24 protein-coding genes are annotated in these 23893 nt (G+C 37.6%); 13 read left to right on the top strand and 11 right to left on the bottom strand.

What is annotated here, in order from left to right; all coding sequences use genetic code 11:
- Window positions 1-133 precede the first annotated feature (133 nt).
- A complete protein-coding gene (putP, locus tag ACG59Z_RS07015; RefSeq protein WP_134261611.1) occupies window positions 134-1624 on the top strand; it encodes a sodium/proline symporter PutP in 1491 nt (496 codons plus the stop codon).
- Between the two features lie 35 nt (window positions 1625-1659).
- Here the strand turns inward: putP and ACG59Z_RS07020 are convergent, their stop codons facing one another.
- Window positions 1660-2148: an Lrp/AsnC ligand binding domain-containing protein gene (locus ACG59Z_RS07020; protein WP_019458967.1), complete on the bottom strand. Its 489-nt coding sequence runs from the start codon at window positions 2146-2148 to the stop codon at window positions 1660-1662.
- Window positions 2149-2272: 124 nt separating this feature from the next.
- On the opposite strand from ACG59Z_RS07020, the gene putA reads away from it, so the two are divergent.
- The 4 genes from putA (at window position 2273) to ACG59Z_RS07040 (ending at window position 8276) form a co-directional block, all read left to right on the top strand.
- Window positions 2273-6025 carry a trifunctional transcriptional regulator/proline dehydrogenase/L-glutamate gamma-semialdehyde dehydrogenase gene (gene putA / locus ACG59Z_RS07025; protein WP_400198603.1) on the top strand — a complete coding sequence of 1251 codons (3753 nt, stop codon included), beginning with the start codon at window positions 2273-2275 and terminating at the stop codon, window positions 6023-6025.
- A 106-nt stretch (window positions 6026-6131) separates the two neighbouring features.
- Window positions 6132-6605, top strand: coding sequence for a GrpB family protein (locus ACG59Z_RS07030; RefSeq protein WP_400198605.1), 474 nt, complete (start codon window positions 6132-6134; stop codon window positions 6603-6605).
- A 106-nt stretch (window positions 6606-6711) separates the two neighbouring features.
- Window positions 6712-7797 (top strand): tRNA (uridine(54)-C5)-methyltransferase TrmA, encoded by a 1086-nt coding sequence (gene trmA / locus ACG59Z_RS07035; protein WP_263613567.1) that lies wholly within the window; start codon window positions 6712-6714, stop codon window positions 7795-7797.
- A 248-nt stretch (window positions 7798-8045) separates the two neighbouring features.
- A complete protein-coding gene (locus tag ACG59Z_RS07040; protein WP_002050077.1) occupies window positions 8046-8276 on the top strand; it encodes a hypothetical protein in 231 nt (76 codons plus the stop codon).
- Window positions 8277-8311: 35 nt separating this feature from the next.
- Here ACG59Z_RS07040 and ACG59Z_RS07045 read toward each other — a convergent pair whose 3' ends face one another.
- Window positions 8312-9058: a phosphodiester glycosidase family protein gene (locus tag ACG59Z_RS07045; RefSeq protein WP_400198607.1), complete on the bottom strand. Its 747-nt coding sequence runs from the start codon at window positions 9056-9058 to the stop codon at window positions 8312-8314.
- A 188-nt stretch (window positions 9059-9246) separates the two neighbouring features.
- Here ACG59Z_RS07045 and ACG59Z_RS07050 point away from each other — a divergent pair, with 188 nt between their 5' ends.
- On the top strand, window positions 9247-9837 hold the full coding sequence (locus ACG59Z_RS07050) for a lecithin retinol acyltransferase family protein (RefSeq protein ID WP_087605546.1): 591 nt from the start codon (window positions 9247-9249) through the stop codon (window positions 9835-9837).
- Window positions 9838-9883: 46 nt separating this feature from the next.
- On the opposite strand, the gene ACG59Z_RS07055 is transcribed toward ACG59Z_RS07050, so the two are convergent.
- The gene (locus ACG59Z_RS07055) at window positions 9884-10474 is read right to left on the bottom strand and encodes a YceI family protein (RefSeq protein ID WP_087605545.1); all 591 of its coding nucleotides are present in this window, start codon (window positions 10472-10474) and stop codon (window positions 9884-9886) included.
- 214 nt (window positions 10475-10688) lie between these two features.
- Between ACG59Z_RS07055 and ACG59Z_RS07060 the strand changes: the two genes are divergently transcribed.
- Window positions 10689-11096: an OsmC family protein gene (locus ACG59Z_RS07060; RefSeq protein WP_396520629.1), complete on the top strand. Its 408-nt coding sequence runs from the start codon at window positions 10689-10691 to the stop codon at window positions 11094-11096.
- 58 nt (window positions 11097-11154) lie between these two features.
- On the opposite strand, the gene tkt is transcribed toward ACG59Z_RS07060, so the two are convergent.
- Entirely contained in the window at window positions 11155-13143 is a 1989-nt protein-coding gene (tkt, locus tag ACG59Z_RS07065) for a transketolase (RefSeq protein WP_400198609.1), read from the bottom strand.
- A 525-nt stretch (window positions 13144-13668) separates the two neighbouring features.
- Between tkt and metK the strand changes: the two genes are divergently transcribed.
- A complete protein-coding gene (metK, locus tag ACG59Z_RS07070) occupies window positions 13669-14835 on the top strand; it encodes a methionine adenosyltransferase (protein ID WP_151739665.1) in 1167 nt (388 codons plus the stop codon).
- Window positions 14836-14956: 121 nt separating this feature from the next.
- On the opposite strand, the gene ACG59Z_RS07075 is transcribed toward metK, so the two are convergent.
- Window positions 14957-15205 carry a hypothetical protein gene (locus tag ACG59Z_RS07075; protein WP_263613561.1) on the bottom strand — a complete coding sequence of 83 codons (249 nt, stop codon included), beginning with the start codon at window positions 15203-15205 and terminating at the stop codon, window positions 14957-14959.
- A gap of 257 nt (window positions 15206-15462) precedes the next feature.
- Between ACG59Z_RS07075 and ACG59Z_RS07080 the strand changes: the two genes are divergently transcribed.
- A complete protein-coding gene (locus tag ACG59Z_RS07080) occupies window positions 15463-15654 on the top strand; it encodes a hypothetical protein (protein ID WP_311071381.1) in 192 nt (63 codons plus the stop codon).
- Between the two features lie 69 nt (window positions 15655-15723).
- On the opposite strand, the gene ACG59Z_RS07085 is transcribed toward ACG59Z_RS07080, so the two are convergent.
- Entirely contained in the window at window positions 15724-16284 is a 561-nt protein-coding gene (locus ACG59Z_RS07085) for an FxsA family protein (RefSeq protein WP_396479331.1), read from the bottom strand.
- A gap of 392 nt (window positions 16285-16676) precedes the next feature.
- Between ACG59Z_RS07085 and blaOXA the strand changes: the two genes are divergently transcribed.
- The gene (blaOXA, locus tag ACG59Z_RS07090; RefSeq protein ID WP_400198613.1) at window positions 16677-17501 is read left to right on the top strand and encodes an OXA-51 family carbapenem-hydrolyzing class D beta-lactamase; all 825 of its coding nucleotides are present in this window, start codon (window positions 16677-16679) and stop codon (window positions 17499-17501) included.
- Between the two features lie 71 nt (window positions 17502-17572).
- On the opposite strand, the gene ACG59Z_RS07095 is transcribed toward blaOXA, so the two are convergent.
- Window positions 17573-18118, bottom strand: a complete 546-nt coding sequence (locus ACG59Z_RS07095) for a GNAT family N-acetyltransferase (RefSeq protein WP_400198614.1) — start codon at window positions 18116-18118, stop codon at window positions 17573-17575.
- Window positions 18115-18708 (bottom strand): helix-turn-helix domain-containing protein, encoded by a 594-nt coding sequence (locus tag ACG59Z_RS07100; protein ID WP_400198615.1) that lies wholly within the window; start codon window positions 18706-18708, stop codon window positions 18115-18117. The genes ACG59Z_RS07095 and ACG59Z_RS07100 overlap by 4 nt, the downstream gene beginning before the upstream one ends.
- A 192-nt stretch (window positions 18709-18900) precedes the next feature.
- Here ACG59Z_RS07100 and ruvC point away from each other — a divergent pair, with 192 nt between their 5' ends.
- Window positions 18901-19446 (top strand): crossover junction endodeoxyribonuclease RuvC, encoded by a 546-nt coding sequence (ruvC, locus tag ACG59Z_RS07105; protein ID WP_002121356.1) that lies wholly within the window; start codon window positions 18901-18903, stop codon window positions 19444-19446.
- Between the two features lie 4 nt (window positions 19447-19450).
- On the opposite strand, the gene ACG59Z_RS07110 is transcribed toward ruvC, so the two are convergent.
- Window positions 19451-20911, bottom strand: a complete 1461-nt coding sequence (locus ACG59Z_RS07110) for an NAD(P)H-hydrate dehydratase (RefSeq protein WP_400198617.1) — start codon at window positions 20909-20911, stop codon at window positions 19451-19453.
- 26 nt (window positions 20912-20937) lie between these two features.
- Here ACG59Z_RS07110 and queG point away from each other — a divergent pair, with 26 nt between their 5' ends.
- A complete protein-coding gene (gene queG, locus ACG59Z_RS07115; RefSeq protein WP_400198619.1) occupies window positions 20938-22038 on the top strand; it encodes a tRNA epoxyqueuosine(34) reductase QueG in 1101 nt (366 codons plus the stop codon).
- Between the two features lie 87 nt (window positions 22039-22125).
- The gene (bioB, locus tag ACG59Z_RS07120) at window positions 22126-23115 is read left to right on the top strand and encodes a biotin synthase BioB (protein ID WP_002049782.1); all 990 of its coding nucleotides are present in this window, start codon (window positions 22126-22128) and stop codon (window positions 23113-23115) included.
- 45 nt (window positions 23116-23160) lie between these two features.
- Here bioB and ACG59Z_RS07125 read toward each other — a convergent pair whose 3' ends face one another.
- Complete coding sequence (locus ACG59Z_RS07125; protein WP_400198621.1) at window positions 23161-23373, bottom strand: hypothetical protein; 213 nt, start codon at window positions 23371-23373, stop codon at window positions 23161-23163.
- A 66-nt stretch (window positions 23374-23439) separates the two neighbouring features.
- On the bottom strand, window positions 23440-23790 hold the full coding sequence (locus ACG59Z_RS07130; RefSeq protein WP_263613554.1) for a hypothetical protein: 351 nt from the start codon (window positions 23788-23790) through the stop codon (window positions 23440-23442).
- Window positions 23791-23893: the final 103 nt, after the last annotated feature.

Genomic DNA, 23893 nt, shown 5'->3' on the forward strand with positions numbered 1-23893 from the left:
CACATCACAAAGATAACAGAGCAAAAAAATTCTTTTGTGGTTGAATCTCAACCTCTTGAAATGCCGTACAAGAAAACAGCGACCTGGATTAGGTTACAATCACGGATTATGGATATAAGGACACACATCCATTATGAGTTATTTTGATCCCACCCTCATCATGTTTATGGTGTACATCGTAGCAATGGTACTTATTGGCTTATTTGCCTACCGTGCTACAAGCGACTTCTCTGATTATATTCTTGGTGGTCGTAGTTTAGGCAGTTTCGTTACTGCATTATCCGCAGGCGCATCAGACATGAGTGGTTGGTTACTCATGGGCTTACCAGGAGCGATTTATCTTTCTGGTTTATCTGAAGCGTGGATTGCAATTGGTCTAATTATCGGTGCTTGGCTTAACTGGTTACTGGTTGCTGGTCGATTACGCGTTCATACTGAAATCCAAAATAATGCACTCACTCTGCCCGACTATTTTACAAGTCGATTTGATGACCAGAAAAAGATTCTTCGTATTTTCTCTGCCGTTATTATCTTGGTTTTCTTCGCAATTTACTGTGCCTCAGGTATGGTAGCTGGCGCTCGTTTATTTGAAAATTTATTCGGTATGTCATATACCACCGCAATCTGGTTAAGTGCTATTGCAACAATCAGTTATGTTTGTATTGGTGGATTCTTGGCAATTAGCTGGACTGATACTTTCCAAGCTGGCTTAATGATTTTTGCCCTTTTGCTCACCCCAATCGTGACTTACCTTGCAATTGGCGACACAACTCAGTTTGTAACGCTTATTGAAACTGCTCGCCCACATGCATTTAACATCGTTTCAGATTTAAGTGTGGTGGCCGTTTTATCTTCAATGGCTTGGGGGTTAGGCTATTTTGGCCAACCGCACATTCTTGTACGTTTCATGGCTGCTGACTCTGTAAAATCAATTCCTGCTGCTCGCCGTATTGGTATGACTTGGATGATTTTATGTTTAGTTGGTGCAGTCGGTGCTGGTTTCTTTGGTATCGCTTACTTCCAGCAACACCCTGAACTTGCAACAGTTGTAAGTAAGAACCCTGAAACTGTATTTATGGAATTGACTAAAATTTTATTCAATCCATGGCTTGTCGGTATCATTCTAGCTGCGATCTTGGCTGCTGTTATGAGTACATTAAGCTGTCAGCTTTTAGTATGTTCAAGTGCGCTAACTGAAGATTTGTACAAAGGTTTCATCCGTAAAAACGCATCTCAAAAAGAACTTGTATGGGTTGGCCGTATCATGGTTCTTGCAATTGCAGTTCTTGCAATTGTGCTTGCAGGTAATCCTGACAGTAAAGTTCTTGGTCTTGTTGCTTACGCATGGGCTGGCTTTGGCGCTGCATTTGGTCCACTCATCATCTTGTCATTGTTCTGGAAACGTATGACTTTAGAAGGTGCTTTAGCGGGCATGATCGTAGGTGCTGTTGTTGTGATCGGTTGGAAAAATCTTTTCGCAGGCACTGGGGTTTACGAGATTATTCCTGGCTTTATCTGTGCGTTTATCAGCATCATTGTAGTGAGCTTAATTTCAAAAGCACCAAACTCTGATGTGACTGATCGTTTTGAACAAGGCGACAAACTCTACAAAGAAAGTGTATAAAAATGAATAAAATAAAAAGGGGCTTCGGCCCCTTTTTATTTATTTTTCGTTTTGATTTTAATTTTTGAAGTATCTTTTACAACTTGCATCACAGGATAGCTACGGGTTTCTTTCACACCAGGTAATTGCCATAGTACCTGTCCAGCAATACGTCTAAACTCCTCCATACTGCCACTTCGTAATTTAATTAAAAAATCAAATCCGCCACTGACCATATGACATTCAACGATTTCTGGATAATGCACAACTGCATCAATAAACTCATCTAAAACATTAGGTGTTGTTTTATCAAGTAAGACCTCTACAAACACCAAAAAGTTTGCATTGAGTTTGATTGGATTTAATTTAGCTTCATACCCCAAGATAAATTCATCTTTTGTTAGCTTCTGCACTCGAGCCATAACAGCGGTTGGAGATAAGTTCACCATTTCGGCTAATTTACTATTAGAAATTCGCCCATCTGTTTGAAGAATATCCAAAATTTTTAAATCAGTGCGATCAAGGCTTAGTAATGGGCCATTCATCTGAATTTTCCTCTAAAAAATAGGCGAAATATAGTGAGTTATTCGGTGTTTCTTCTGTAATCATAAATTATCTAAACCTCTCTACTCAAGATGAGTTTATGAGAGTTGGTTGTCGGAAATAGATATGAACACAATGGATACTTTTCATCAAATGGATAAATCTCACCAAGGCTATATCACCGAATTCAACGATAAAAGTGAGTTTGAACAGCGCATTAATACAGCTTGGCGACGTGCCGAACCTGAAGCTGTAGAAGAGTTATTACAAGCTGCTGCGGTATCTGATGATTTAGATCATAAAATTTATGACCTTGCATTTAACCTTGCACATAATTTACGTGAACGTAAGACCTCTTCTGGAAAAGCAGGTATTGTTCAAGGATTATTACAAGAGTTCTCTCTGTCTTCACAAGAAGGTGTGGCTTTAATGTGTCTTGCCGAAGCTTTGCTTCGTATTCCAGACACAGCAACACGTGACTTACTGATTCGAGATAAAATCAACCAAGGTAACTGGAAAGAACACGTTGGCCAAAGTAGCTTGATGTTTGTCAATGCTGCTGCATGGGGCCTCATGTTAACCGGTAAGCTTATGGAAACACCAAAGCAAACCAGTCTTTCAAGTGTACTTACTGGCCTTTTAGCACGTAGTGGACGTGGCATTATTCGTAAAGCAGTTGATGTTGCAATGCGTATGATGGGTGAACAGTTTGTGACTGGGGAAACCATTGAAGAAGCTGTCGACCACGCAAAAGTACTTGAGGATAAAGGTTTCCGCTATTCTTATGACATGCTAGGTGAAGCAGCTTTAACTGACCATGACGCTGAACGCTACTTTAACGATTATACGCAAGCTATTCATGCAATTGGTAAAGCGTCGAATGGTAAAGGCGTTTATGATGGCCCAGGTATCTCAATTAAGCTTTCTGCTTTACATCCTCGTTACCAACGTGCGCAGATTGAACGTGTTCATCACGAACTTTATGGCAAAGTATTTGAACTCGCTCGTTTAGCCAAACACTACAACATTGGTTTAAATATCGATGCTGAAGAATCAGAGCGTTTAGAAATTTCGCTTGAGTTACTCGAACGTCTTTGTTTCGAGCCGGAACTAGCGAACTGGAAAGGCATTGGATTCGTTATTCAAGCTTATCAAAAACGCTGTTTCTTTGTAGTTGATTATATTATTGATCTTGCTAAACGCAGCCAAAAACGCCTCATGATTCGTCTTGTGAAAGGTGCATATTGGGATAGCGAAATCAAGAAAGCACAAATCGAAGGTATGGATGACTACCCTGTCTTCACACGTAAAGTACATACAGATTTATCTTATATTGCTTGTGCTAAAAAATTACTTGCAGCGCCAGAATATATCTATCCGCAATTTGCGACTCATAACGCTCAAACATTGGCAACAATTTATCATTTAGCTGATCCTAGCAAATATTATGCTGGTCAATATGAGTTCCAATGCTTACACGGTATGGGTGAACCGCTTTATGAACAAGTTGTTGGTCCACGTGAGCAAAATAAATTAGGCGTGCCATGCCGTATTTATGCTCCAGTTGGGAACCATGAAACGTTGTTAGCTTATCTGGTTCGTCGTTTACTTGAAAATGGTGCAAATACTTCATTTGTTAACCGTATTGCCGATAAAACACTTAAAGTTGAAGACCTCATTCAGTCTCCAATTTACGATATACGCAATGCAGCTAAGCTTGAAGGCTCAATTGGTTTAAAACACCCATCAATTCCTCTTCCTTTAGATATGTACGGCACACTCCGTAAAAACTCTAAAGGATATGACTTAGCAAACGACACTCCGCTTGAAGCTTTAGATAGCACAGCTCAACAACTTCGTAACCGTGTTTGGCAAAGCTATCCATTACTAGGAAATAACGCTTCAACAGAACAACGCCATTCTGTTGCAATTACAGATCCAGCACAAAATGATGAAATTGTTGGGTATGTACAAGAAGCTGATCTTAATGATGTAGAAATTGCATTGAATGCAGCTGAACAGATACAAATTGAATGGGCAAATACACCCAAAGATCAACGCGCACAATATTTAAAACGTGCAGCTGACCTTATGGAAAGCCGTATTCAAGAGTTAATGGTATTACTTTGCCGTGAAAGTGGTAAAACTTATGCCAATGCCATTGCAGAAGTTCGTGAAGCTGTAGATTTTTTACGTTACTACGCAACTCAAGTTGAGAATCTTCCTGCAAATACAACGATTCAACCGCTTGGTACTGTACTTTGTATTAGTCCATGGAACTTCCCTCTTGCAATTTTCTCTGGTCAAATTGCAGCAGCATTAGTCAGTGGTAACTGTGTTATTGCAAAACCTGCTGAACAAACACCATTAATCGCGGCTCAAGCAGTGCAAATTTTATGGGAAGCTGGTATTCCACATGGCGCTGTACAGTTACTACCTGGCCGTGGTGAAACAATAGGTGCTCAGCTTAGCCAAGATCGACGCATTGATGGCATCATGTTTACTGGCTCAACTGAAGTTGCAAAAATTTTGCAGAAAACAGTTGCAAAACGTTTGGCTGCTAATGGCCAATCTATTCCTCTCATTGCAGAAACTGGTGGTCAGAATGCAATGATTGTGGACTCATCTGCATTAACTGAACAAGTTGTACTTGATGTTGTAAGTTCTGCATTTGATAGCGCAGGTCAACGCTGCTCTGCTTTACGTATTTTATGTGTACAAGAAGATAGTGCGGCAAGCGTTATTAAAATGCTTAAAGGTGCAATGCAGCAGTTAATCGTAGGTAATCCTGCTATTTTAAAAACGGATATTGGTCCTGTTATTGATGAAGAAGCAAAACAGACAATTGATCAGCATATCCAAAAAATGAAGTCTAAAGGCTATCCAGTACATCAATTGATGTTTAGTGGAACTAATCAAAATGAATTGAGCAAAGGAACTTTTGTTGTACCAACAGCAATTGAGTTACCTAACCTCGACGACTTACAACGCGAAGTTTTTGGTCCTGTTTTACACATCATTACCTATAAGTACGGCGAGCTTGAACAACTCATTTCACGCATTAATGCCAAAGGTTATGGTTTAACAATGGGTCTGCATACCCGTATTGATGAAACCATCCAAACCGTTATTCAATATGCTGAAGTGGGTAACCTTTATATCAACCGTAATATTGTTGGTGCTGTTGTTGGTGTTCAACCATTTGGTGGTGAAGGTTTATCGGGTACAGGTCCGAAAGCTGGTGGTCCGCTTTACATGTATCGCTTAATGCAAAATTGTTCAAATAAAGTATTGGCAACACCATTTGCTATGAAAAATGAACAAACTGCATATGAAGGCTTTAACCGAGAGGTTTATCAGAGCTTACAAAACTGGGCGAAACAGCATTTACCACAAGCAAATCGTGATATTGAACCATTTGGTGTAGGCAAGTTTTATGAGTTACAAGGCCCTACTGGGGAAAGTAACCAATATATTATTTTGCCGCGTCACCGTGTGCTTTCAATTGCAGACACTGAACAAAATCAATTACATCAATTGCTCGCAATTTTTGCAGTGGGTAGCCAAGCTGCGGTAATGCCAAATAGTCCATTGTTGGCAAAACATAAACTAACGTTACCAAAAAATGTTCTTGATGCGATTACTACAGTTAAAAACATCACATCAGATAATTTTGATGCTGTTTTACATCATGGTAGTCGTGAAGAGGTTCTTTCATTACAGCAAGAAATTGCTAGCCGCTCAGGTGCGATTGTTGGCATTACACATGTTGAATCAAACGAATCGATCCCACTTGAACGTTTAGTGATTGAACGTGCAATTAGTGTGAATACAGCTGCTGCTGGTGGCAATGCAAGCTTAATGACTATGTCTGACTAACACATAAATTTATCTAAAAAGCCCAAATCTCAGTATTTGGGCTTTTTTCTTTAATCGAGTAATCTATTTTTAAATATATAAATGTTATCGATTAGAGAATTTCATAATGATCTTTTTAGAACCTGAACAATATCAAAAAAATTGTGTTCAGCTTTTTAACTCATATCAAAAGGATATTTCCACCCTTCTCCCATTTGCCAAAATTGAGCATATTGGTTCATCTGCAATACCGAATGCAATTTCAAAAGGTGATCTAGATATTTATATCGAAGTTATGCCTGAGCAATTTGAATTTGCAATAGAGCAATTAAAAACACTTAATTTTATAGAGAAGCAAAATACTTTAAGAACAGATGAGCTTTGCATGCTCGAATCACTCAACAACGATGATGTTGCATTTCAAGTTGTAGTAACCGATTCAGTATTCACATTTTTCTTAACATTTAGAAATAAGCTTATGAGCTCACCACTATTGGTGAAGGAATATAATCAATTAAAATTAGCGTGTAACTATTTAGACCATGATCAATATAGAAAAATAAAATCAGATTTTATTAACCGCGTCTTAAATCATCTCTAATTTAAGTGCCCTATTTCTTTATGAATATCTGACTAAAATTGGCTCCTGCAAGCGCGATTTTTTTGATACCATTCACTATTTGATTCTGTCTAAATTTTCTTTGTCTATGACCTCTTCTTATCGTCAACAACTTCAAGCTAAAATTGATCGCATTACTACTCAATTTTCTGAATTTACACCGCCTACATTAGAAGTGTTTGAATCACCTGAACAACATTTCCGTATGCGTGCTGAGTTTCGGATCTGGCATACAGAAAATGATATGTTCTATGCCATGTTTGAACGTAACGATGAAGACAAGCAAAAAACAGTTGTTCGCATAGATGAGTTTCCTATTGCAGACAAAAGCATTAATGATTTAATGCCTCGCCTTTTAGCAGAGCTCAAAGCAGAACCTTTACTTTCACAGCGTTTATTTGAAGTTGATTTTCTCGCAACACTTAGTGGCGAAATGCTAGTTACCCTGATTTATCACCGCAAACTTAATCAAGAGTGGGAACAAACAGCTAAAGCACTTGCTGAAAAATTAAATATTAAAATTATGGGCCGTAGCCGAGGTCAGAAAGTTGTTATTGGTGATGACTTTGTTGTAGAAGAGTTTGAACTTTTAAACCGTACATTCAAATACAAACAAATTGAAAGCAGCTTTACCCAACCGAATGCACAAGTTTGCAAAAAAATGCTGCAATGGGCATGCGATGCAGCTGAGGGTTCTAAAAAACACTTACTAGAACTTTATTGTGGTAATGGTAACTTTACCCTTCCATTATCGCTAAAATTCGAACGCGTACTTGCTACCGAACTTGCTAAATCATCAGTTTATGCTGCTCAATGGAATATTGAACAAAACCAAATCGATAATATTCAAGTAGCTCGTCTTTCTGCTGAAGAGTTTACTCAAGCCTATCAGGGTGAGCGCGAATTCCGCCGTCTGCAAGAAGCAAATATTGATATTCAGAGCTACGACTTTGATACTGTATTTGTAGACCCTCCACGTGCAGGAATTGATGATGAAACTTTAAAACTTTTACAAGGTTTTGAGCGTATCATCTACATTTCATGTAATCCTGACACTTTATATGAAAATTTAAAAACGCTGACAAAAACTCATCGAGTGACTAAGTTTGCTTTATTTGATCAGTTCCCTTATACGCATCATGTTGAGTCAGGTGTATTACTTGAGAAGATTTAAACAAAATTTTTCAATGTAACACTATTTTATAAGGAGATTAAATATCTCCTTATTTTTCAACATTTTTTCATTAAGTATTTAAATTTAAAAAAAATATCAAGTCATCTATTCGTCATAATTTCGTTTAACTCAACCATTACTATCGAAAATTCTCTAGTTCAACTGGTGGATTTATCACTTATAGAGACTTGTATTTTAATTTAAATTGGCTATATTTCGATCTATGTTAGGTTGTATATGAAGGCTCTATGAGTTTTTGGCAAAAGCTGTTCTTAGCAGATCAACAGCATAACGAGCATAAGAATCAAACTGCTTGTGTTGAAAATGACTGCTCATGTAAAACTAATGAACAACTTCTAAGTGCGCTCGCACAAGCAACAGATGAAGATGTCATTATGGGAATAAAAAAAGTTCTTATTTCCCGTGGGTATAGCCGAAAAGAGTTAAATGAACTCATTCAAAAACCATCTATTCATTAATTATAAAGCCAGTCCTGTACTGGCTTTTTTGCATTTTATTTGAATGCACAATTTGTATGACTGACTAAACCAATAATAGGTCCCATATAAAATTTTCTATCATTACGGTTATTCTTTTGCAAATAGAGACTAGAGATAGAACCATCAAGATAAAGAGCTTGTTCTACTTTTAAATTCTTTTGGAAAAATTCAGCGAAATTATAAAAATTCACTCTATTTTTAGATATTACAAAATATAGCTTATTATTTTTTATACCTACTCCATTACGTATTTTCTTTGAATCGCTATTTGCTAGAAATAAGGGATTTATTTTCCCATTCATTACTAACATAGGCCCGGATTGTGTCGCATAATCCGGTTGAAAAGCCTTTGCTTTATATTGTTCAGTTGTCCATATAACAGCTTGTCTTTTATTCCATGCTAAAACCCCATTAGGCGGCAAAAAGAAGTTTCCCCATCCTTTGTCTTCATTTAATGCTTGAATAACCTTCCCTTGTTCAATGTACAACCCTACTGGAGAAAATTCGGAATGAAACATTCCTGCATTCATTCCAAAAGTAAGCTGTTCACATGATTTGAGTTGGTGCTGAATATTGTCAAAGCTTTTATAATATTGATTAGTCTGTGGATTCTTCAAAAACAGACGTAATTGATTTAAATTAGAAATTTCAATGACTTCAAATTGATCATCTACAGCATTTTCAATTTGTCGATACTCTACTGCTAAAGCAAATTGCACAAAAACTATAAAGTTCATAATACATAGTATTAATATTTTCATTAATGACAAACCTCATATGTCATTTTCTGTTCATAAGAACACTTTATTAAGTAAAAATGCTTTTATGTGATGTATACCCGAAAGTCGCTTATTCCACCTAATCAATACACTAGAACACAACTATATTCGTTATAATAGTGAACAGCTTTTAATAAAAGTGATCAAAACTTTATTGGATCAGCGTGAATATGCAACAAACAAATAAACGCTACCCTTTAGGGGCTCATCTTATTGTAAAACATCTCGGCTATAGCCATCATGGTATCTACGCTGGGAGAGGTCGAGTTATTCATTATTCGGGCCTAGCACATTTCATCAAAAAACGTCCCATTGAAATCACATCAATAGATGCCTTTTCCCATGGCAAAAAAATACATGTACGTTCTTATGATGCTCCACGTTACAAAGGAAAAGTTGTTGTACGGCGTATGCGCTCACGCATGCACGAAAACCATTATCATCTGATCATTAATAATTGTGAACATTTATGTAGTTGGGCAATTACGGGTATAGAAAGCAGTACCCAAGTTGAACGTATGATGCATCGTCTAACCACAATAGGCTATGTAAGTTCAATTATGAGTTATATGAATGGCATGATGTTGACCGTAGCAACGACCTGCTTTGCTCTTGTTCTTTATATTAAAAAGAAATTACGTGATCAGGCAAAAATGAAAGTACCAACTTATCAATTTTTAAGAGAAAAAGCCGAAAAAAGAAATGTAGATCCTTCTCAACCTTTAGTTTTTATAGAACCAGATAAAAAAGAACCAATCTAATTAAAAAAGTCCTCATCATTGAGGACTTTTTTAGAAAACTTACAACTTATTTTTTAGCTGCACTAGCTGCCGTTGCTTCAGTCGTAATGTTTACAGTGATTTTATCGCCTACATTCGGTACATAGCTACCTAGACCGAACTCCGAACGATTGAATGAAGTTGTCGCGTTGAAACCAATCGCTGGAACTTTTGCCATTGGGTGTTCACCCTGTTTGTTTAAAACAGCGTCAAGTACAACTGGCTTAGTCACACCTTTAACAGTTAAGTCACCAGTAATTTTGAAGTGCTTTTTGTCTTTAGTTTCTACTTTCGTACTTTTGAAAGTGATATTTGGGTATTTAGCGGCATTAAACCAAGCTTCTTGTTGGAATTCTTTATCTAAAGCAGGTACATTTGTATTAACGCTGCTTAAAGGAATTGTCACATTTACAGAAGAATTTGCTGGTTTAGCATTATCAACTTTAATTACACCTTGGATGTCCGAGAAGTTAGCGCTTGGTGTTGAAAAACCAAAGTGATTCCATGAGAAAACAGTCGCCGTATGCGTTGGATCAATTTTATAGTCCACTGGTGCAGCTAATGTAACTGTACTTGCCAATGCCACTGCCAAACCGAAGCTTAATGTCTTAAGATGCATTTTTCGTATCCTTTATTGATATAGTCGTTAGTGTATACATCAAGTAATTAAATTCACTATTCTTTATAAAACGATATGTTTCATCCATGCAACAATAAAAGCGTTACAGTTGTTATTCAAAACCCATATTATAAAGTATAGATATTTTTCTATTCGAAACCTTCAGATTTATTGGTTTTTACTTCGATTTTATTGATAAATAACAAGGTAAAACATGGTTAACACTGTTCAAGCACAAAGCACTTCTACTCCTTACCGAGTAACACTTACCGATCCATCTGGTCATCAATGGTTTGGAGATGAACCAACTGATAAAGGTGGACAAGATACAGCTCCGAACCCTGTTCAGCTTTTACTATCAGCTTTAGGTGCTTGCACTACAATTACATTAGAAATGTATGCAAGTCACAAAGGGATTAAGCTTGAGCATGTACAAGTCGATTTAGCCTTAAATCCAAATGGTGATCCGGAAGCAGGTCAAAATAACATTGAACGTAAAATTACTTTAAAGGGTGAATTTACCGAAGATCAACATAAACGTCTTTTAAAAGTTGCTGAAAGCTGCCCAATTCATAAGCTTTTAACTTCTAATATTTCGATTCAAACTGAGCTTAATATTTAAGATTTATAAAAAAAAGCGCCCTAGTTAGGACGCTTTTTTCTTCTGCTCAGTTAAATCATTAAGCAGTTAATTCTTTTACCGCAGCTACTACAGCTTCAGTTGTAATACCAAAGAATTGGAACAAATCTTTTGCTGGTGCAGATTCACCATAAGTTGTCATACCAATTACTTTGCCATCAAGACCAACAAACTTCCACCAGTAGTCAACGTGAGCAGCTTCTACAGCTACACGTGCACGGATATGAGCTGGCAATACAGCTTCACGGTATGCAGCATCTTGTTTCATGAACTCTTCAGCACATGGCATAGAAACAACACGAACACCTTCAAGTTGAGCATAAGCTTCCATTGCTAAAGAAATTTCAGAACCAGTAGCAATAATAATTGCTTTCAACTCACCTTTCTCTTGAGCAAGAACATAACCACCTTTTGCTGCATTCTGAATTTGTTCTTCAGTACGCGTTTGGAAAGGCAAGTTTTGACGAGAGAAAATAAGTGCTGTAGGACCGTCTTTACGCTCTAAAGCAGATTTCCATGCAATTGCTGTTTCTACAGTATCAGCAGGACGCCAAGTATTTAAGTTTGGTGTACCACGTAAAGAAGCAATTTGTTCAATTGGTTGATGTGTTGGACCATCTTCACCTAAACCGATTGAGTCATGTGTATAAACATGAATCACGCGTTGTTTCATCAATGCAGACATACGCACTGCGTTACGTGCATATTCCATAAACATTAAGAATGTTGCAACGTAAGGAATAAAGCCGCCATGTAATGCAACACCATTCGCAATTGCAGTCATACCGAACTCACGTACACCATAGTACACGTAGTTACCAGCTGGGTTTTCTTGAACACCTTGGCAACCTTTCCAAAGTGTTAAGTTAGAACCAGCTAAGTCCGCAGAACCACCTAATAATTCAGGTAATAAAGGACCAAATGCTTGTAATGTGTTTTGGCTTGCTTTACGAGTTGCTACAGTCTCAGCTTTAGCATTTGTTTCGCGAATAAATGCATCTGCTTGAGCTGAAAACTCTGCTGGTAAATCACCGCTAATACGACGAAGTAACTCAGCTGCTTCTGTTGGATATTTTGCTTGGTATTGAGCGAATACTTCATTCCAAGCTGCTTCAGCTTCGTTACCTTTTGCTTTAGCATCCCATGCAGCATATACATCAGCAGGAATAACAAATGCTTCTTCAGTCCAACCTAAAGCTTCACGAGTCAAGATAATTTCATCTTTACCTAATGGCGCACCGTGACAGTCTTCTTTACCTTGTTTGTTTGGAGAACCTAAACCAATAATTGTTTTACAAATAATGATCGTTGGTTTTTGAGTTTCTGCTTTAGCTTCAACTGTTGCTTGACGAATAGCATCAGCATCATGGCCATCTACACGAAGAACTTGCCAACCATAAGCTTTGAAACGCTCTTCAGTGTCATCACTGAACCAACCTTCTACTTCACCATCAATTGAAATGCCGTTGTCATCATAATAAGCAATCAATTTACCAAGCTGTAAAGTACCTGCCAATGAACATACTTCGTGAGAAATACCTTCCATTAGACAGCCATCACCCAAGAAACAATAAGTGAAGTGATCAACTACTTTTAAGTCATCTTTATTGAACTGAGCAGCTAAAGTCTTTTCTGCCAACGCAAAACCAACAGCGTTTGCAATACCTTGACCTAAAGGACCAGTCGTTGTTTCAATGCCTGGTGCATAACCATATTCAGGGTGACCAGGAGTTTTTGAGTGCAATTGACGGAATTGTTTTAAATCTTCAATTGAAAGATCATAACCTGTTAAATGAAGCAAAGCATATTGCAACATTGAGCCATGGCCATTTGACAAAACAAAACGGTCACGGTTTGCCCATTGTGGATTAGTTGGGTTGTGATTTAAAAACTCGCGCCAGACGACATCAGCAATATCTGCCATCCCCATTGGAGCACCTGGATGCCCTGAGTTTGCCTGTTGCACAGCATCCATTGCCAATACACGAATTGCGTTTGCAATACGACGTTCGTTTAAAGGGGTCGTCATAGATCAGAATCCAATTTTAATAGATTGATGAAAAGAAGAAGATGAATAACCATTCAATGCCGCTATATTGTCTTAAAAAAACGCCTAGGGGTAAACCCCAACACTGTATATTTCTTTATTTTTAACCATTTCTTGGTTACTCAAAAAACATTTAGATTCTTAAGTTGCATAAAACAATGCGTTTTATCGCTATTCTTTAATGAACTGTTGTAGGCATTTGATGTTTATAAAAAGCATATAAATATGAATTTATCTTTCTTATTTGTACTATTTCACTTCACAGTCTAAATTTTGTTGATTAATTTTTCGCAAAATCAAATGCTTAAAATTTATGCGTTATGAGCATCGTCTTTTATAAAAATAATTAATTATCAGATGACTATATCAATTTCACTGATACACTTATCAATTAAAACATAGTAGAAATGAAATAAATTCATGCTTTTTAGTCAGTATGAACTGGTCCTCAAGCTCAAGTCGATGTAACATATTATGTCTTTTTGAAATAACCAAGATAGGACTTTCATGCGCGAGTACGCTGTTTTTACCTCGGAATCTGTAAGCGAAGGTCATCCCGATAAAATGGCCGACCAAATTAGCGACGCTATTTTGGATGCAATCTTAAAAGAAGACCCATACGCACGTGTTGCTTGTGAAACACTGGTAAAAACAGGCGCTGTTGTACTTGCAGGTGAAATCACAACAACTGCGAATATTGATGTAGAAGCTGTAGTTCGCCAAACTGTTAACGGTATCGGTTATCACCATTCAGATCTAGGCTTTGATGGTTCAACTTGTGCAGTCATCAATATGATTGGTAAACAATCACCAGAAATTGCACAAGGTGTAGATCGCCAAAAACCTGAAGATCAAGGTGCCGGTGACCAAGGTTTAATGTTTGGTTACGCAAGTCGTGAAACTGACGTGCTTATGCCAGCTCCTATTTCTTACGCTCACCGTTTAATGGAGCGTCAAGCTGAACTTCGTCGTTCAGGTGCATTACCATGGTTACGTCCAGATGCAAAAAGTCAGGTAACTTTTGCTTATGAAAATGGCAAACCTGTCCGTTTAGACGCTGTAGTACTTTCTACTCAACATGATCCTGAAATTAGTCAAACTCAGCTTAAAGAAGCTGTAATTGAAGAAATTATCAAACCGATCATTCCTGCTGAAATGTTCCATGCTGCTACTAAATTCCACATTAACCCGACTGGTATGTTTGTTATCGGTGGTCCAGTAGGTGACTGTGGTTTAACAGGACGTAAAATCATCGTTGATACTTACGGTGGTATGGCTCGTCACGGCGGCGGTGCATTCTCTGGTAAAGATCCATCTAAAGTAGACCGTTCAGCTGCATATGCTGGTCGTTATGTTGCTAAAAATATTGTTGCGGCTGGTCTTGCTGACAAATGTGAAATTCAGGTGAGTTATGCAATTGGTGTTGCAGAACCAACTTCTATTTCAATCAATACTTTCGGTACTGCAAAAGTTTCTGATGAGTTAATTATCCAATTAGTACGTGAACATTTTGATTTACGTCCATTTGGTATTACTCGTATGCTTAACTTAATTCAACCAATGTATAAGCAAACAGCTGCTTATGGTCACTTTGGTCGTGAAGGTTCAGATTCTGCATTTACGTGGGAAAAAACTGACAAAGTTGAAGTACTTAAAGATGCTGCAGGCCTCTAAGTCCCATATATTAAAAGCCCGCTTAATGCGGGCTTTTTTATTATTTTTATATGTTGTTAAAACTAAGCAATAAGCTAACCAACACACATTATTGAATAAGTATGTAGCAAATTAAGCACTACTACTGTTTCGTAGTTTTATCACCTTCATTTAGTACATCCAACAAAGTCGATTGCGTAGGCGTATCTTGATGATTCTGGATATAAACATGGACAACTTTGAATACAACAACCACAGCCAGACAAGCCATCACACAAAACATCCATAACCCATACGGGCTTCGAATATGGTGTGAACCACAATATGGACATGATTTATCTGTTGATGCCACGACTTTGTCACAACATGCACAATGATATTGATATAGCATAGGTAACCCTCCTTCCCTCACTTCAACCGTTGTTGTTTTAATAGGTTTGCTACAATTTTTAATTTATACATCCTTTATATTTATCCTATGTGAAATGAAAAGAGAATTCAATCTGAATGAACAATGCGTTCATTTTTAAAAAATTTAAATTATACAAAGAGATAAATTAAATATTTTTTTTCTGTACTATTTTTCTTATTTTGATATTTTGCTGAATTTGCTAAAATACATGAATAGTTTATTTTCTAGGCCAATCTATGTCACACACACAGCTCATTAATAAAGGTGGCTTTCGTGAAAGAGCCAATAGAAGCCGGAAATATCAACAGTCTGAAAACAAGCAAGCAAGTCTGCCTTCAAACAAGTATCAACCCCAAACCAAGTCAGAAGAAAATCAAACTGTAGCAGCTCCAGCTGACATGGATACTCCTAAAACTTCAGATGAATAACGCATATAACATTAAAAAAGGCCTAAACATTTAAGATTTAGGCCTTTTATCTTTTATATAAGGAAATAATTAATCCTTATTTTTATGTTCAATTTTCTTGTGGTCTGGGGTGACTTCTCGTGCTTCACCATCAATAATGCTTGAATCGCCACGGTATTGACCGCCACCTTGTTGACCTTGCATGTCCTGCATTTGACGCATTAAATCAGCAAATGGATTTTGACCAGCGCCAGCACCGCCCATGCCACCCATCATTTTTTCCATCATAGCTTGCTGACGCTTTGCAAGTGTTCTCATTGCGATATTACGGAACGCAGTTTGTACGCCCGGAATTAGAATTAAGAGCGCTAAAACATCCGATACCAATCCAGGCACCATCAATAAAAAACCTGCAAAAGCATATGCTAGTTTTTTAGTCACAGCTGGATCACTGCCTAATTGCCCAGTCATCTGCATTTGTTGTAATTGCGGCATAATACCAGCCGTACTTTTACGAATAAGCGTTAGACCAATAAAGAAAGCAAGAATGAACCAGAAAAACACATACCATCCACTGATGAACTGTGCTACGCCAATCCATACGGCAATTTCAACAATCGCGCCCAGAACCACAATAAGAAGTAAATTCATGTAAAACTTTATCTATCTCAAAAAGAAAATTCATTGCAGGTGTCACCATCTAACCCATAAACCATTTTCAGTTGCAAATAGGATTAAAAAGGCTGTAAAGCTTAGACAATGTTTTCTAGTAACTTCAAATCACCGCTAAACCAACATTCTGCAATACTATCAATAAGACTGATTCTAAATTAATAAAATAGCCATACTTTATTATTAATGAGTGCTATAACGACTTTATCAAGTGTTTTTTCTACAAGATTGCATTTTTTTCAAAAATTAGTCGTTTTTTTTAACTATTATCGACATTTTTCTAAAATCTAACTTACATTTTTGATATCTAATATTTGATCCACTCAAGTTACATTAATTAGCTAAACTTTAAATTTAATTTTATGAATCGCATGAATATTAAAGCTATCTTATTGGTAACAAGCGCTCTTCTTATTTCTGCCTGCTCGCCTTATATAGTGACAGCAAATCCAAATAATAGTGCTTTAAAAGCAGATGAAAAAGCGCAGAAAATTAAAGACATCTTTGAAGAAGCACATACAACTGGTGTTTTAGTTATTCAACAAGGTCAAACACAACAAAGCTATGGTAACGATCTTACTCGAGCTTCAACAGAGTACGTACCGGCTTCAACCTTTAAAATGCTTAATGCTTTAATCGGCCTTGAGCACCACAAGGTAACCACAACAGAAATATTCAAATGGGATGGAAAAAAGCGACTCTTTTCTGAATGGGAAAAGGATATGACACTAGGCGATGCTATGAAGGCTTCTGCTATTCCAGTTTATCAAGATTTAGCTCGTCGTATTGGACTTGAGCTCATGTCTGCTGAGGTAAAACGTGTAGATTATGGTAATACTAATATTGGCACCCAAGTCGATAATTTTTGGCTTGTCGGCCCTTTAAAAATTACGCCTCAACAAGAAGCTCAATTTGCCTATAGATTAGCTAACAAAACCCTTCCATTTAGTCAAAATGTACAAGAACAAGTTCAATCCATGCTTTTCATAGAAGAAAAAAATGGAAATAAAATATACGCAAAAAGTGGTTGGGGATGGGATGTAGACCCACAAGTGGGTTGGTTAACTGGCTGGGTGGTCCAACCTAAGGGAAATATTGTAGCGTTCTCGCTCAATTTAGAAATGAAAAAAGGAATACCTAGCTCTGTTCGAAAAGAGATTACTTATAAGAGTTTAGAACAATTAGGTATTTTATAAACCTGCGCTAGGACCCAGTTCAGTTTTTCCTATATTAAACTGGGTCATTGTCTAATAAAAAATTTGATAATTTACCCATCAACAGGTTCAAATGGTGTATTTAAAATTAACTGATAAAAAGCAGCATCTAACCATTGTCCAAACTTAAAACCTACCTGTTTAAAAGTACCAGCATGTGTGAATCCCATTTTTTCATGGAGGCCTATACTGGCTTGATTTGTCGCATCGATACAACCAATGAGTACATGAAGCTGGGCTTCTTGAGCTCGCTCAATTAACGCTTGCATTAAAACTTTACTCAAACCACAGCCACGATGTTCATGATGAATATAGATACTATGCTCAACTGTATACTTATAAGCTGGAAAAGCCCTGAAAGTTCCCCAACTGGCAAATCCTAATAATTTACCCGATTCATTTATAACCCCAATGATAGGAAAATCATTTTCTCTTTTTATAGAAAACCAGGTTTGCATTGAAGCAAGCGAACGCGGTACATAGTCATATAGAGCAGTAGAGTTAATAATTGCCTCATTGAGAATCTCTAATATAGCTGCCGCATGTTCTGCCTCATTACAGTCAATTAAGCGAAAATTAGAATCGAGGGAATAGTTCATAAAAATTCCTTAAGAGCAGACACGAGTTGATTAGAGACGACTAAAATATAGCGAGCGACTTGTGATGAATTATTGCTGTATATAACAGGTTGATCTAATTGCATAGCCAAGCAATCCCCTTGACCTAATGCGTAAGAATTTTCACCTAATTGAATATCAATTTGCCCTTCAACTACCCAAAGTTGCTGTTGTACTACTTTAGAGCTTTCACTCATTTCATACGTAATTCGAGAATGAGGCGGAAATTCAATTTCAACAATTTGAAATGGTAGTTTTAAATTCGGTGGTGATACGGTACGGCGAACATACCCAGTTTCCGGATCTCGCCACTCAGCTTGTTCATTTCGGTGAATAAATGGTTGAGGAGATGGACTAGTTGCTTCGTTCGTGAAAATTTGAGTTAAGGGTACTTCAAGTCCATTGGCTAGTTTTTCAAGCACGACTGCTGTTGGACTCGTTTCCCCTCTTTCAATTAAAGAAATAGCTGAACGACTGACTTGGCATCGGGCTGCAAGTACGTCTAAAGTATACCCACGTGCTAAACGTAACTCTCGTATACGATGTGCAATTCGTATATTGATATCGTCCATTCATCAGGCTCAATTCCACAATTATAGATTAGTATTCCACTAAAATAGAATTACATCAAATGATTTTAAAATATAAATTGGTCCCATAAAAACCGAAAAATAACCGTTCATCACAGCATTCTTTAAATTACGCATGCAGAACTGTTTTGGCTATGTAACAATACTCTCTCAACTATTTATACAAGTCTTCATATGGCATTGATTATTGGAATTGACCCAGGTTCACGCTTAACAGGTTATGGAATCATTGAAAAAGATGGTAGTAAACTGCGTTTTGTTGATGCTGGTACAATCCGAACAGAAACTCAAGAAATGCCAGAGCGCTTAAAGCGTATTTTCGCTGGCGTTGAGCGAATTGTGAAATTTCATGGTCCAACTGAAGCTGCGGTTGAACAAGTTTTTATGGCACAAAACCCAGACTCAGCCTTAAAACTAGGACAAGCCCGTGGTGCTGCCATCGCCGCATTAGTTAATTTAGATTTACAAGTTGCAGAATATACTGCCCGTCAAATTAAACAATCTGTAGTGGGTTATGGCGCAGCAGATAAAGAACAAGTACAAATGATGGTTATGCGATTACTTAATCTGACCATTAAACCTCAATCCGATGCAGCCGATGCCCTTGCGGCTGCCATTTGCCATGCTCATGCATCGGGAAGTATGAGTAAACTTTCGGTCTTAAATGCTTTAGGTGGTATGGCACGTGGACGAAGCCGCTCGAGTAGCCGTAGACGTTAAAGTTTTATTGATTCACGACTTGAATAATTACCTGATTCATTTCATAAGCTTGTAAACCACGCATGCCGTGTTTTGCAAGTTCATCACCTGCTTGGGCATGCAGAGTAACTATCTCATGTAATGCAATACCTTTGTGGAACTGGGCTTTTAAGCTCGCGATCATACCTGCTAATACATCGCCCATTCCACCAGTTCCCATACCAGCATTACCTTGAGTACAAATGTACAAATTATTCTCTAAAATTAAGCTACCAGCCCCTTTAAGCACCCATTGACCCATATATTTTTGTTGTAAGGCATAAATTGCAGCAATTCGGTCATTTTCAATTTCCGCTGTAGAAAAACCCAGTAAGGTAGCAGCTTCTCCTGGATGAGGCGTCGCATAAACATGTGCACCCAATTTTTCAGGCTGCTTGGCAAGAAACCATAAAGCATCTGCATCCAAAACAGTTTCTAGGTGTGTACTCTGATTTAATAAATTAAACCATTGCTGATAAATTTGCTGTGCCCATTCATCACGGCCTAATCCCATTCCAAAACATACTGCATCGACTTGAGACAAAATATCTTTGATGTCCTTTTCTTCGAGCTCATTAATATCACGGAGCATAATATTAGGAGCTCGTGACAAAATGGCCTGATGGTGGTTGCGATGACAAATCACAGTCACTTTACCTGCCCCCGCATGAAAAGCAGCTTCAGCAGCCATAATGACAGCGCCACCCATTTGTTCATGCCCACCAATCACCAAGACATGTCCATAACTTCCTTTATGCCCAAAAGCCATACGTTTAGGAAGTTTAATACTTATAGGAGTTAAATAAGCTAAAGGTTTTAGCTCTTGATCTACCGGAATCAAATTAATTAAATGAACTTGCCCTGCGTACTCTTTACCTTGCCCAGTAAATAATCCTGCCTTAAGACCTAAAACAGTAAAAGTATGGTCAGCTTTTATTGCTGAAGGTAAGACGCGTCCTGTATTTGCGTGCAAACCACTGGGTATATCAATAGAGATTTTTAGTCCAACTTGTTCATTAAATTGTTGAATAGCATGTTGCCAATAATCATTTAACTCTCGGTTTAAACCAATCCCAAATAGTGCGTCAATATGGCAATCAAAGGTTTTACTCACCTCAAAATCTTGGTGAACCTGAACATTATTTTCTTTCGCAAAATCGACAGCATATTGTAAATCAGTTGAGTCGCCCAACTCAGCCGCAAATATCTCTACATGAAATCCAGTTTGTTTTAAATAACTTGCTATAAAATAGCCATCACCTGCGTTATTCCCCTGTCCGCACCAGACCGCAATATTCTTAGTAGCATGATTTTCAAAAAGTACGATGAGCTGTTGAGTGATTGACCAAGCTGCCTGCTGCATTAAGCCTAATGATGAGTTTTGCGCAGCAAACCAGCGCTGCTCCCATGCTCGAATATCATCGCTATGGTAAACTACGGCCTGCATATTATTATCCTCTTGCATTTTGGTTTATGACATCTTCCGACACATCACGCATTGCAGTACAACAAATTGATCCTTATGAACTAAAAGCATGGATCAAAGCTCAAGCATTAGACTTGGGTTTTGCTGATTGTGTCATTGCAAAACCAGATGCTCAAGAGCAAATGCCACGTTTTTTAGAGTATCTTGAACGTGGTTATCATGCAGATATGACCTATTTAGAAGAAAACCTAGAAAAGCGAGCTGATCCGACCTTATTAGTTCCGGGCACAAAAAGTATTATTTGCGTACGCATGAACTATTTGGTGGAATCTCCAAAACCACGATATGTCCCATTTGAACCGAACTCAGCGATTATCGCCCGTTATGCACGTGGCCGTGATTACCATAAGGTGATGCGTGGTAGATTAAAAACTTTAGCAACACGAATTCGTGAAAAAGTCGGAGATTTTGAATCACGCCCTTTTGCAGATTCGGCACCTATATTTGAAAAATCACTGGCTGAAAGTGCTGGAATGGGCTGGACAGGTAAACATACTTTGCTCATTCATAAAAAGTCAGGTTCATTTTTCGTTCTAGGTGAGCTATTTACATCACTCGAGCTACCTTTCGACGAGCCTGCAACAGCACATTGTGGTTCTTGTAGCGCTTGTATTGATATTTGCCCGACGCAAGCAATTGTCGAGCCTTATATGTTAGATGCAAGACGTTGTATTGCCTATTTAACTATCGAATATAAAGGAATTATTGCTGAAGAATTACGTGCAGGTATTGGAAACCGAATATTTGGTTGTGATGACTGCCAGTTAATTTGTCCTTGGAATAGCTTTGCCAAAACAGCATCTATTTCTGATTTTAATCCTAGACATGGGTTAGATAATATTAGTCTGCTGGATATCTGGCAGTGGGACGAAGCCACTTTTTTAGCCAATACAGAAGGCAGTCCAATACGCCGTACCGGTTACCAATCATTTAAACGCAATATCGCCATTGGTTTAGGTAATGCACCGTACTCCAAAGAGATTGTAGATCAGCTACACAAAGGCAAAAATTTACATGACGAAATCGTCAATGTGCATATTGATTGGGCAATTGAGCAGCAACTTAATCAACTTCAGCTATCAAATTAAAAAAATGATGTTTTTTGCCCTATAGCTTTAATACGAATTCTGTATGATTATGTACAGTGAATTAATGCCATCATCATGGATATGACAATGACTCTACGTAATGATTGGACTCGTGAAGAAATCCAAGCTCTATATGAACAACCTTTTTTGGATTTAGTTTTTAAGGCTCAACAGGTACACCGTGAGCACTTCACTGCCAATACAATTCAGGTCAGCACCCTTTTATCGATTAAAACGGGTAAATGTCCTGAAGATTGCAAATATTGCTCTCAATCTGCACATTACGATTCAAAATTAGAAGCAGAAAAACGTATTGCTGTTGAAAAAGTAATTAGCGAAGCAAAAGCTGCAAAAGATTCAGGTTCTTCTCGTTTTTGTATGGGCGCTGCTTGGCGTAACCCACATGAACGCGATATGCCGTATGTTTTAGAAATGGTACGTGAAGTTAAAGCATTAGGTATGGAAACCTGTATGACTTTAGGTATGCTTAACCAATCACAAGCAGAACGCCTAAAAGATGCTGGTTTAGATTATTACAACCACAATCTTGATACTTCTCGTGAGTACTATTCTCATATTATTAGTACTCGTACTTTTGATGACCGTTTAAATACTTTGGACTATGTACGTCAAGCAGGTATGAAAGTATGTAGTGGTGGTATTGTTGGTTTAGGTGAAAGCCGTGAAGATCGTATCGGCTTATTACATGAACTAGCGACTTTACCTATTCATCCAGAATCTGTGCCAATTAACATGCTAGTTCCAATTGAAGGTACACCACTCGCTGATGTTGAAAAACTAGATGTCATTGAGTGGATTCGTACAATTGCTGTAGCACGTATTGTTATGCCACATAGCTATATCCGTTTATCAGCAGGTCGTGAATCCTTAAGTGATTCAGATCAAGCTTTAGCATTTATGGCTGGTGCGAACTCTCTGTTCTCGGGTGATAAATTGCTTACCACTCCAAATGCAGGTGAAGGTAAAGACCAAGCATTATTTAACAAACTTGGTTTAACTGCTGAAAAGCCAAAACCAACTGTTTCTGATTTATCAGTAGATGCAATGAGTGCTTAACAGCATCAAGAATAGAAAAGCCCTGATCATTCAGGGCTTTTTCATTTATACAGATGTGACTAATATTCCATAAGTAGCATTCAGAAAGGTTCCAACTCGAATAATATCCCTACCTGCCGCATGTGTAACCGATAATTCTTGGCTCAATACATCAAAATGAAAAGATTCAAAAACATCTTGATGGTTTAAAAGCCATAGAATGGTATCTGAAATATTTTCATCCGCGATATAAGTCAAAGCTTTATAGTCTTTGCTCATGAATAACTCTAATAAAAAAACCAAGTAAATTTTATCCGAGATATTCAGAGCTTAAAAGAAATTTCCTTAGGCAGCTTTAGGGTTTACCAATGAGTGACCTGACAACAAACTAGTTAATGCCTTAGGTGAAAACTCTAAAGAAAGTACATGACTCTTTAAGTTGATCGAATGTCTGCTAATCAATGGTAACAGCCCTTCTTCAGTTTCTAAAACATACTCATCAACAATATTTAAAATGCCTTCTAAATTCGTTGTACTAGATGCCAAGTCATGGCTAAAGACATCATAAATTGTCTGTAAGTTAAACGTCGTATTCTGTTCTGTAGGATGTTTAAGTAAATAGTCTTTTAAAAATAAGACTAATTTATGAGCAAAGAAAAAATAATTTGGTTTATAACTGTATTTCATGCTGTTCATGGAAACAAACTCCAGACGATCTTTTATTGAATTACAACTAAAACACTAGGAATTAAACCTTAAAAAATTCTTAAAAAAATAAATATCTTTAAGCAATATAAAC

It is taken from the genome of Acinetobacter sp. ABJ_C1_1, from assembly GCF_044684115.1.
Lineage (GTDB): Bacteria > Pseudomonadota > Gammaproteobacteria > Pseudomonadales > Moraxellaceae > Acinetobacter > Acinetobacter nosocomialis_A.

Bases quoted from the DNA above. Each gene is read 5' to 3' on its own strand.
- putP (WP_134261611.1), top strand. From the start codon at position 134: ATGAGTTATTTTGATCCCACCCTCATCATGTTTATGGTGTACATCGTA.
- ACG59Z_RS07020 (WP_019458967.1), bottom strand. From the start codon at position 2,148: ATGAATGGCCCATTACTAAGCCTTGATCGCACTGATTTAAAAATTTTG.
- putA (WP_400198603.1), top strand. From the start codon at position 2,273: ATGAACACAATGGATACTTTTCATCAAATGGATAAATCTCACCAAGGC.
- ACG59Z_RS07030 (WP_400198605.1), top strand. From the start codon at position 6,132: ATGATCTTTTTAGAACCTGAACAATATCAAAAAAATTGTGTTCAGCTT.
- trmA (WP_263613567.1), top strand. From the start codon at position 6,712: ATGACCTCTTCTTATCGTCAACAACTTCAAGCTAAAATTGATCGCATT.
- ACG59Z_RS07040 (WP_002050077.1), top strand. From the start codon at position 8,046: ATGAGTTTTTGGCAAAAGCTGTTCTTAGCAGATCAACAGCATAACGAG.
- ACG59Z_RS07045 (WP_400198607.1), bottom strand. From the start codon at position 9,058: ATGAAAATATTAATACTATGTATTATGAACTTTATAGTTTTTGTGCAA.
- ACG59Z_RS07050 (WP_087605546.1), top strand. From the start codon at position 9,247: ATGCAACAAACAAATAAACGCTACCCTTTAGGGGCTCATCTTATTGTA.
- ACG59Z_RS07055 (WP_087605545.1), bottom strand. From the start codon at position 10,474: ATGCATCTTAAGACATTAAGCTTCGGTTTGGCAGTGGCATTGGCAAGT.
- ACG59Z_RS07060 (WP_396520629.1), top strand. From the start codon at position 10,689: ATGGTTAACACTGTTCAAGCACAAAGCACTTCTACTCCTTACCGAGTA.
- tkt (WP_400198609.1), bottom strand. From the start codon at position 13,143: ATGACGACCCCTTTAAACGAACGTCGTATTGCAAACGCAATTCGTGTA.
- metK (WP_151739665.1), top strand. From the start codon at position 13,669: ATGCGCGAGTACGCTGTTTTTACCTCGGAATCTGTAAGCGAAGGTCAT.
- ACG59Z_RS07075 (WP_263613561.1), bottom strand. From the start codon at position 15,205: ATGCTATATCAATATCATTGTGCATGTTGTGACAAAGTCGTGGCATCA.
- ACG59Z_RS07080 (WP_311071381.1), top strand. From the start codon at position 15,463: ATGTCACACACACAGCTCATTAATAAAGGTGGCTTTCGTGAAAGAGCC.
- ACG59Z_RS07085 (WP_396479331.1), bottom strand. From the start codon at position 16,284: ATGAATTTACTTCTTATTGTGGTTCTGGGCGCGATTGTTGAAATTGCC.
- blaOXA (WP_400198613.1), top strand. From the start codon at position 16,677: ATGAATATTAAAGCTATCTTATTGGTAACAAGCGCTCTTCTTATTTCT.
- ACG59Z_RS07095 (WP_400198614.1), bottom strand. From the start codon at position 18,118: ATGAACTATTCCCTCGATTCTAATTTTCGCTTAATTGACTGTAATGAG.
- ACG59Z_RS07100 (WP_400198615.1), bottom strand. From the start codon at position 18,708: ATGGACGATATCAATATACGAATTGCACATCGTATACGAGAGTTACGT.
- ruvC (WP_002121356.1), top strand. From the start codon at position 18,901: ATGGCATTGATTATTGGAATTGACCCAGGTTCACGCTTAACAGGTTAT.
- ACG59Z_RS07110 (WP_400198617.1), bottom strand. From the start codon at position 20,911: ATGCAGGCCGTAGTTTACCATAGCGATGATATTCGAGCATGGGAGCAG.
- queG (WP_400198619.1), top strand. From the start codon at position 20,938: ATGACATCTTCCGACACATCACGCATTGCAGTACAACAAATTGATCCT.
- bioB (WP_002049782.1), top strand. From the start codon at position 22,126: ATGACTCTACGTAATGATTGGACTCGTGAAGAAATCCAAGCTCTATAT.
- ACG59Z_RS07125 (WP_400198621.1), bottom strand. From the start codon at position 23,373: ATGAGCAAAGACTATAAAGCTTTGACTTATATCGCGGATGAAAATATT.
- ACG59Z_RS07130 (WP_263613554.1), bottom strand. From the start codon at position 23,790: ATGAACAGCATGAAATACAGTTATAAACCAAATTATTTTTTCTTTGCT.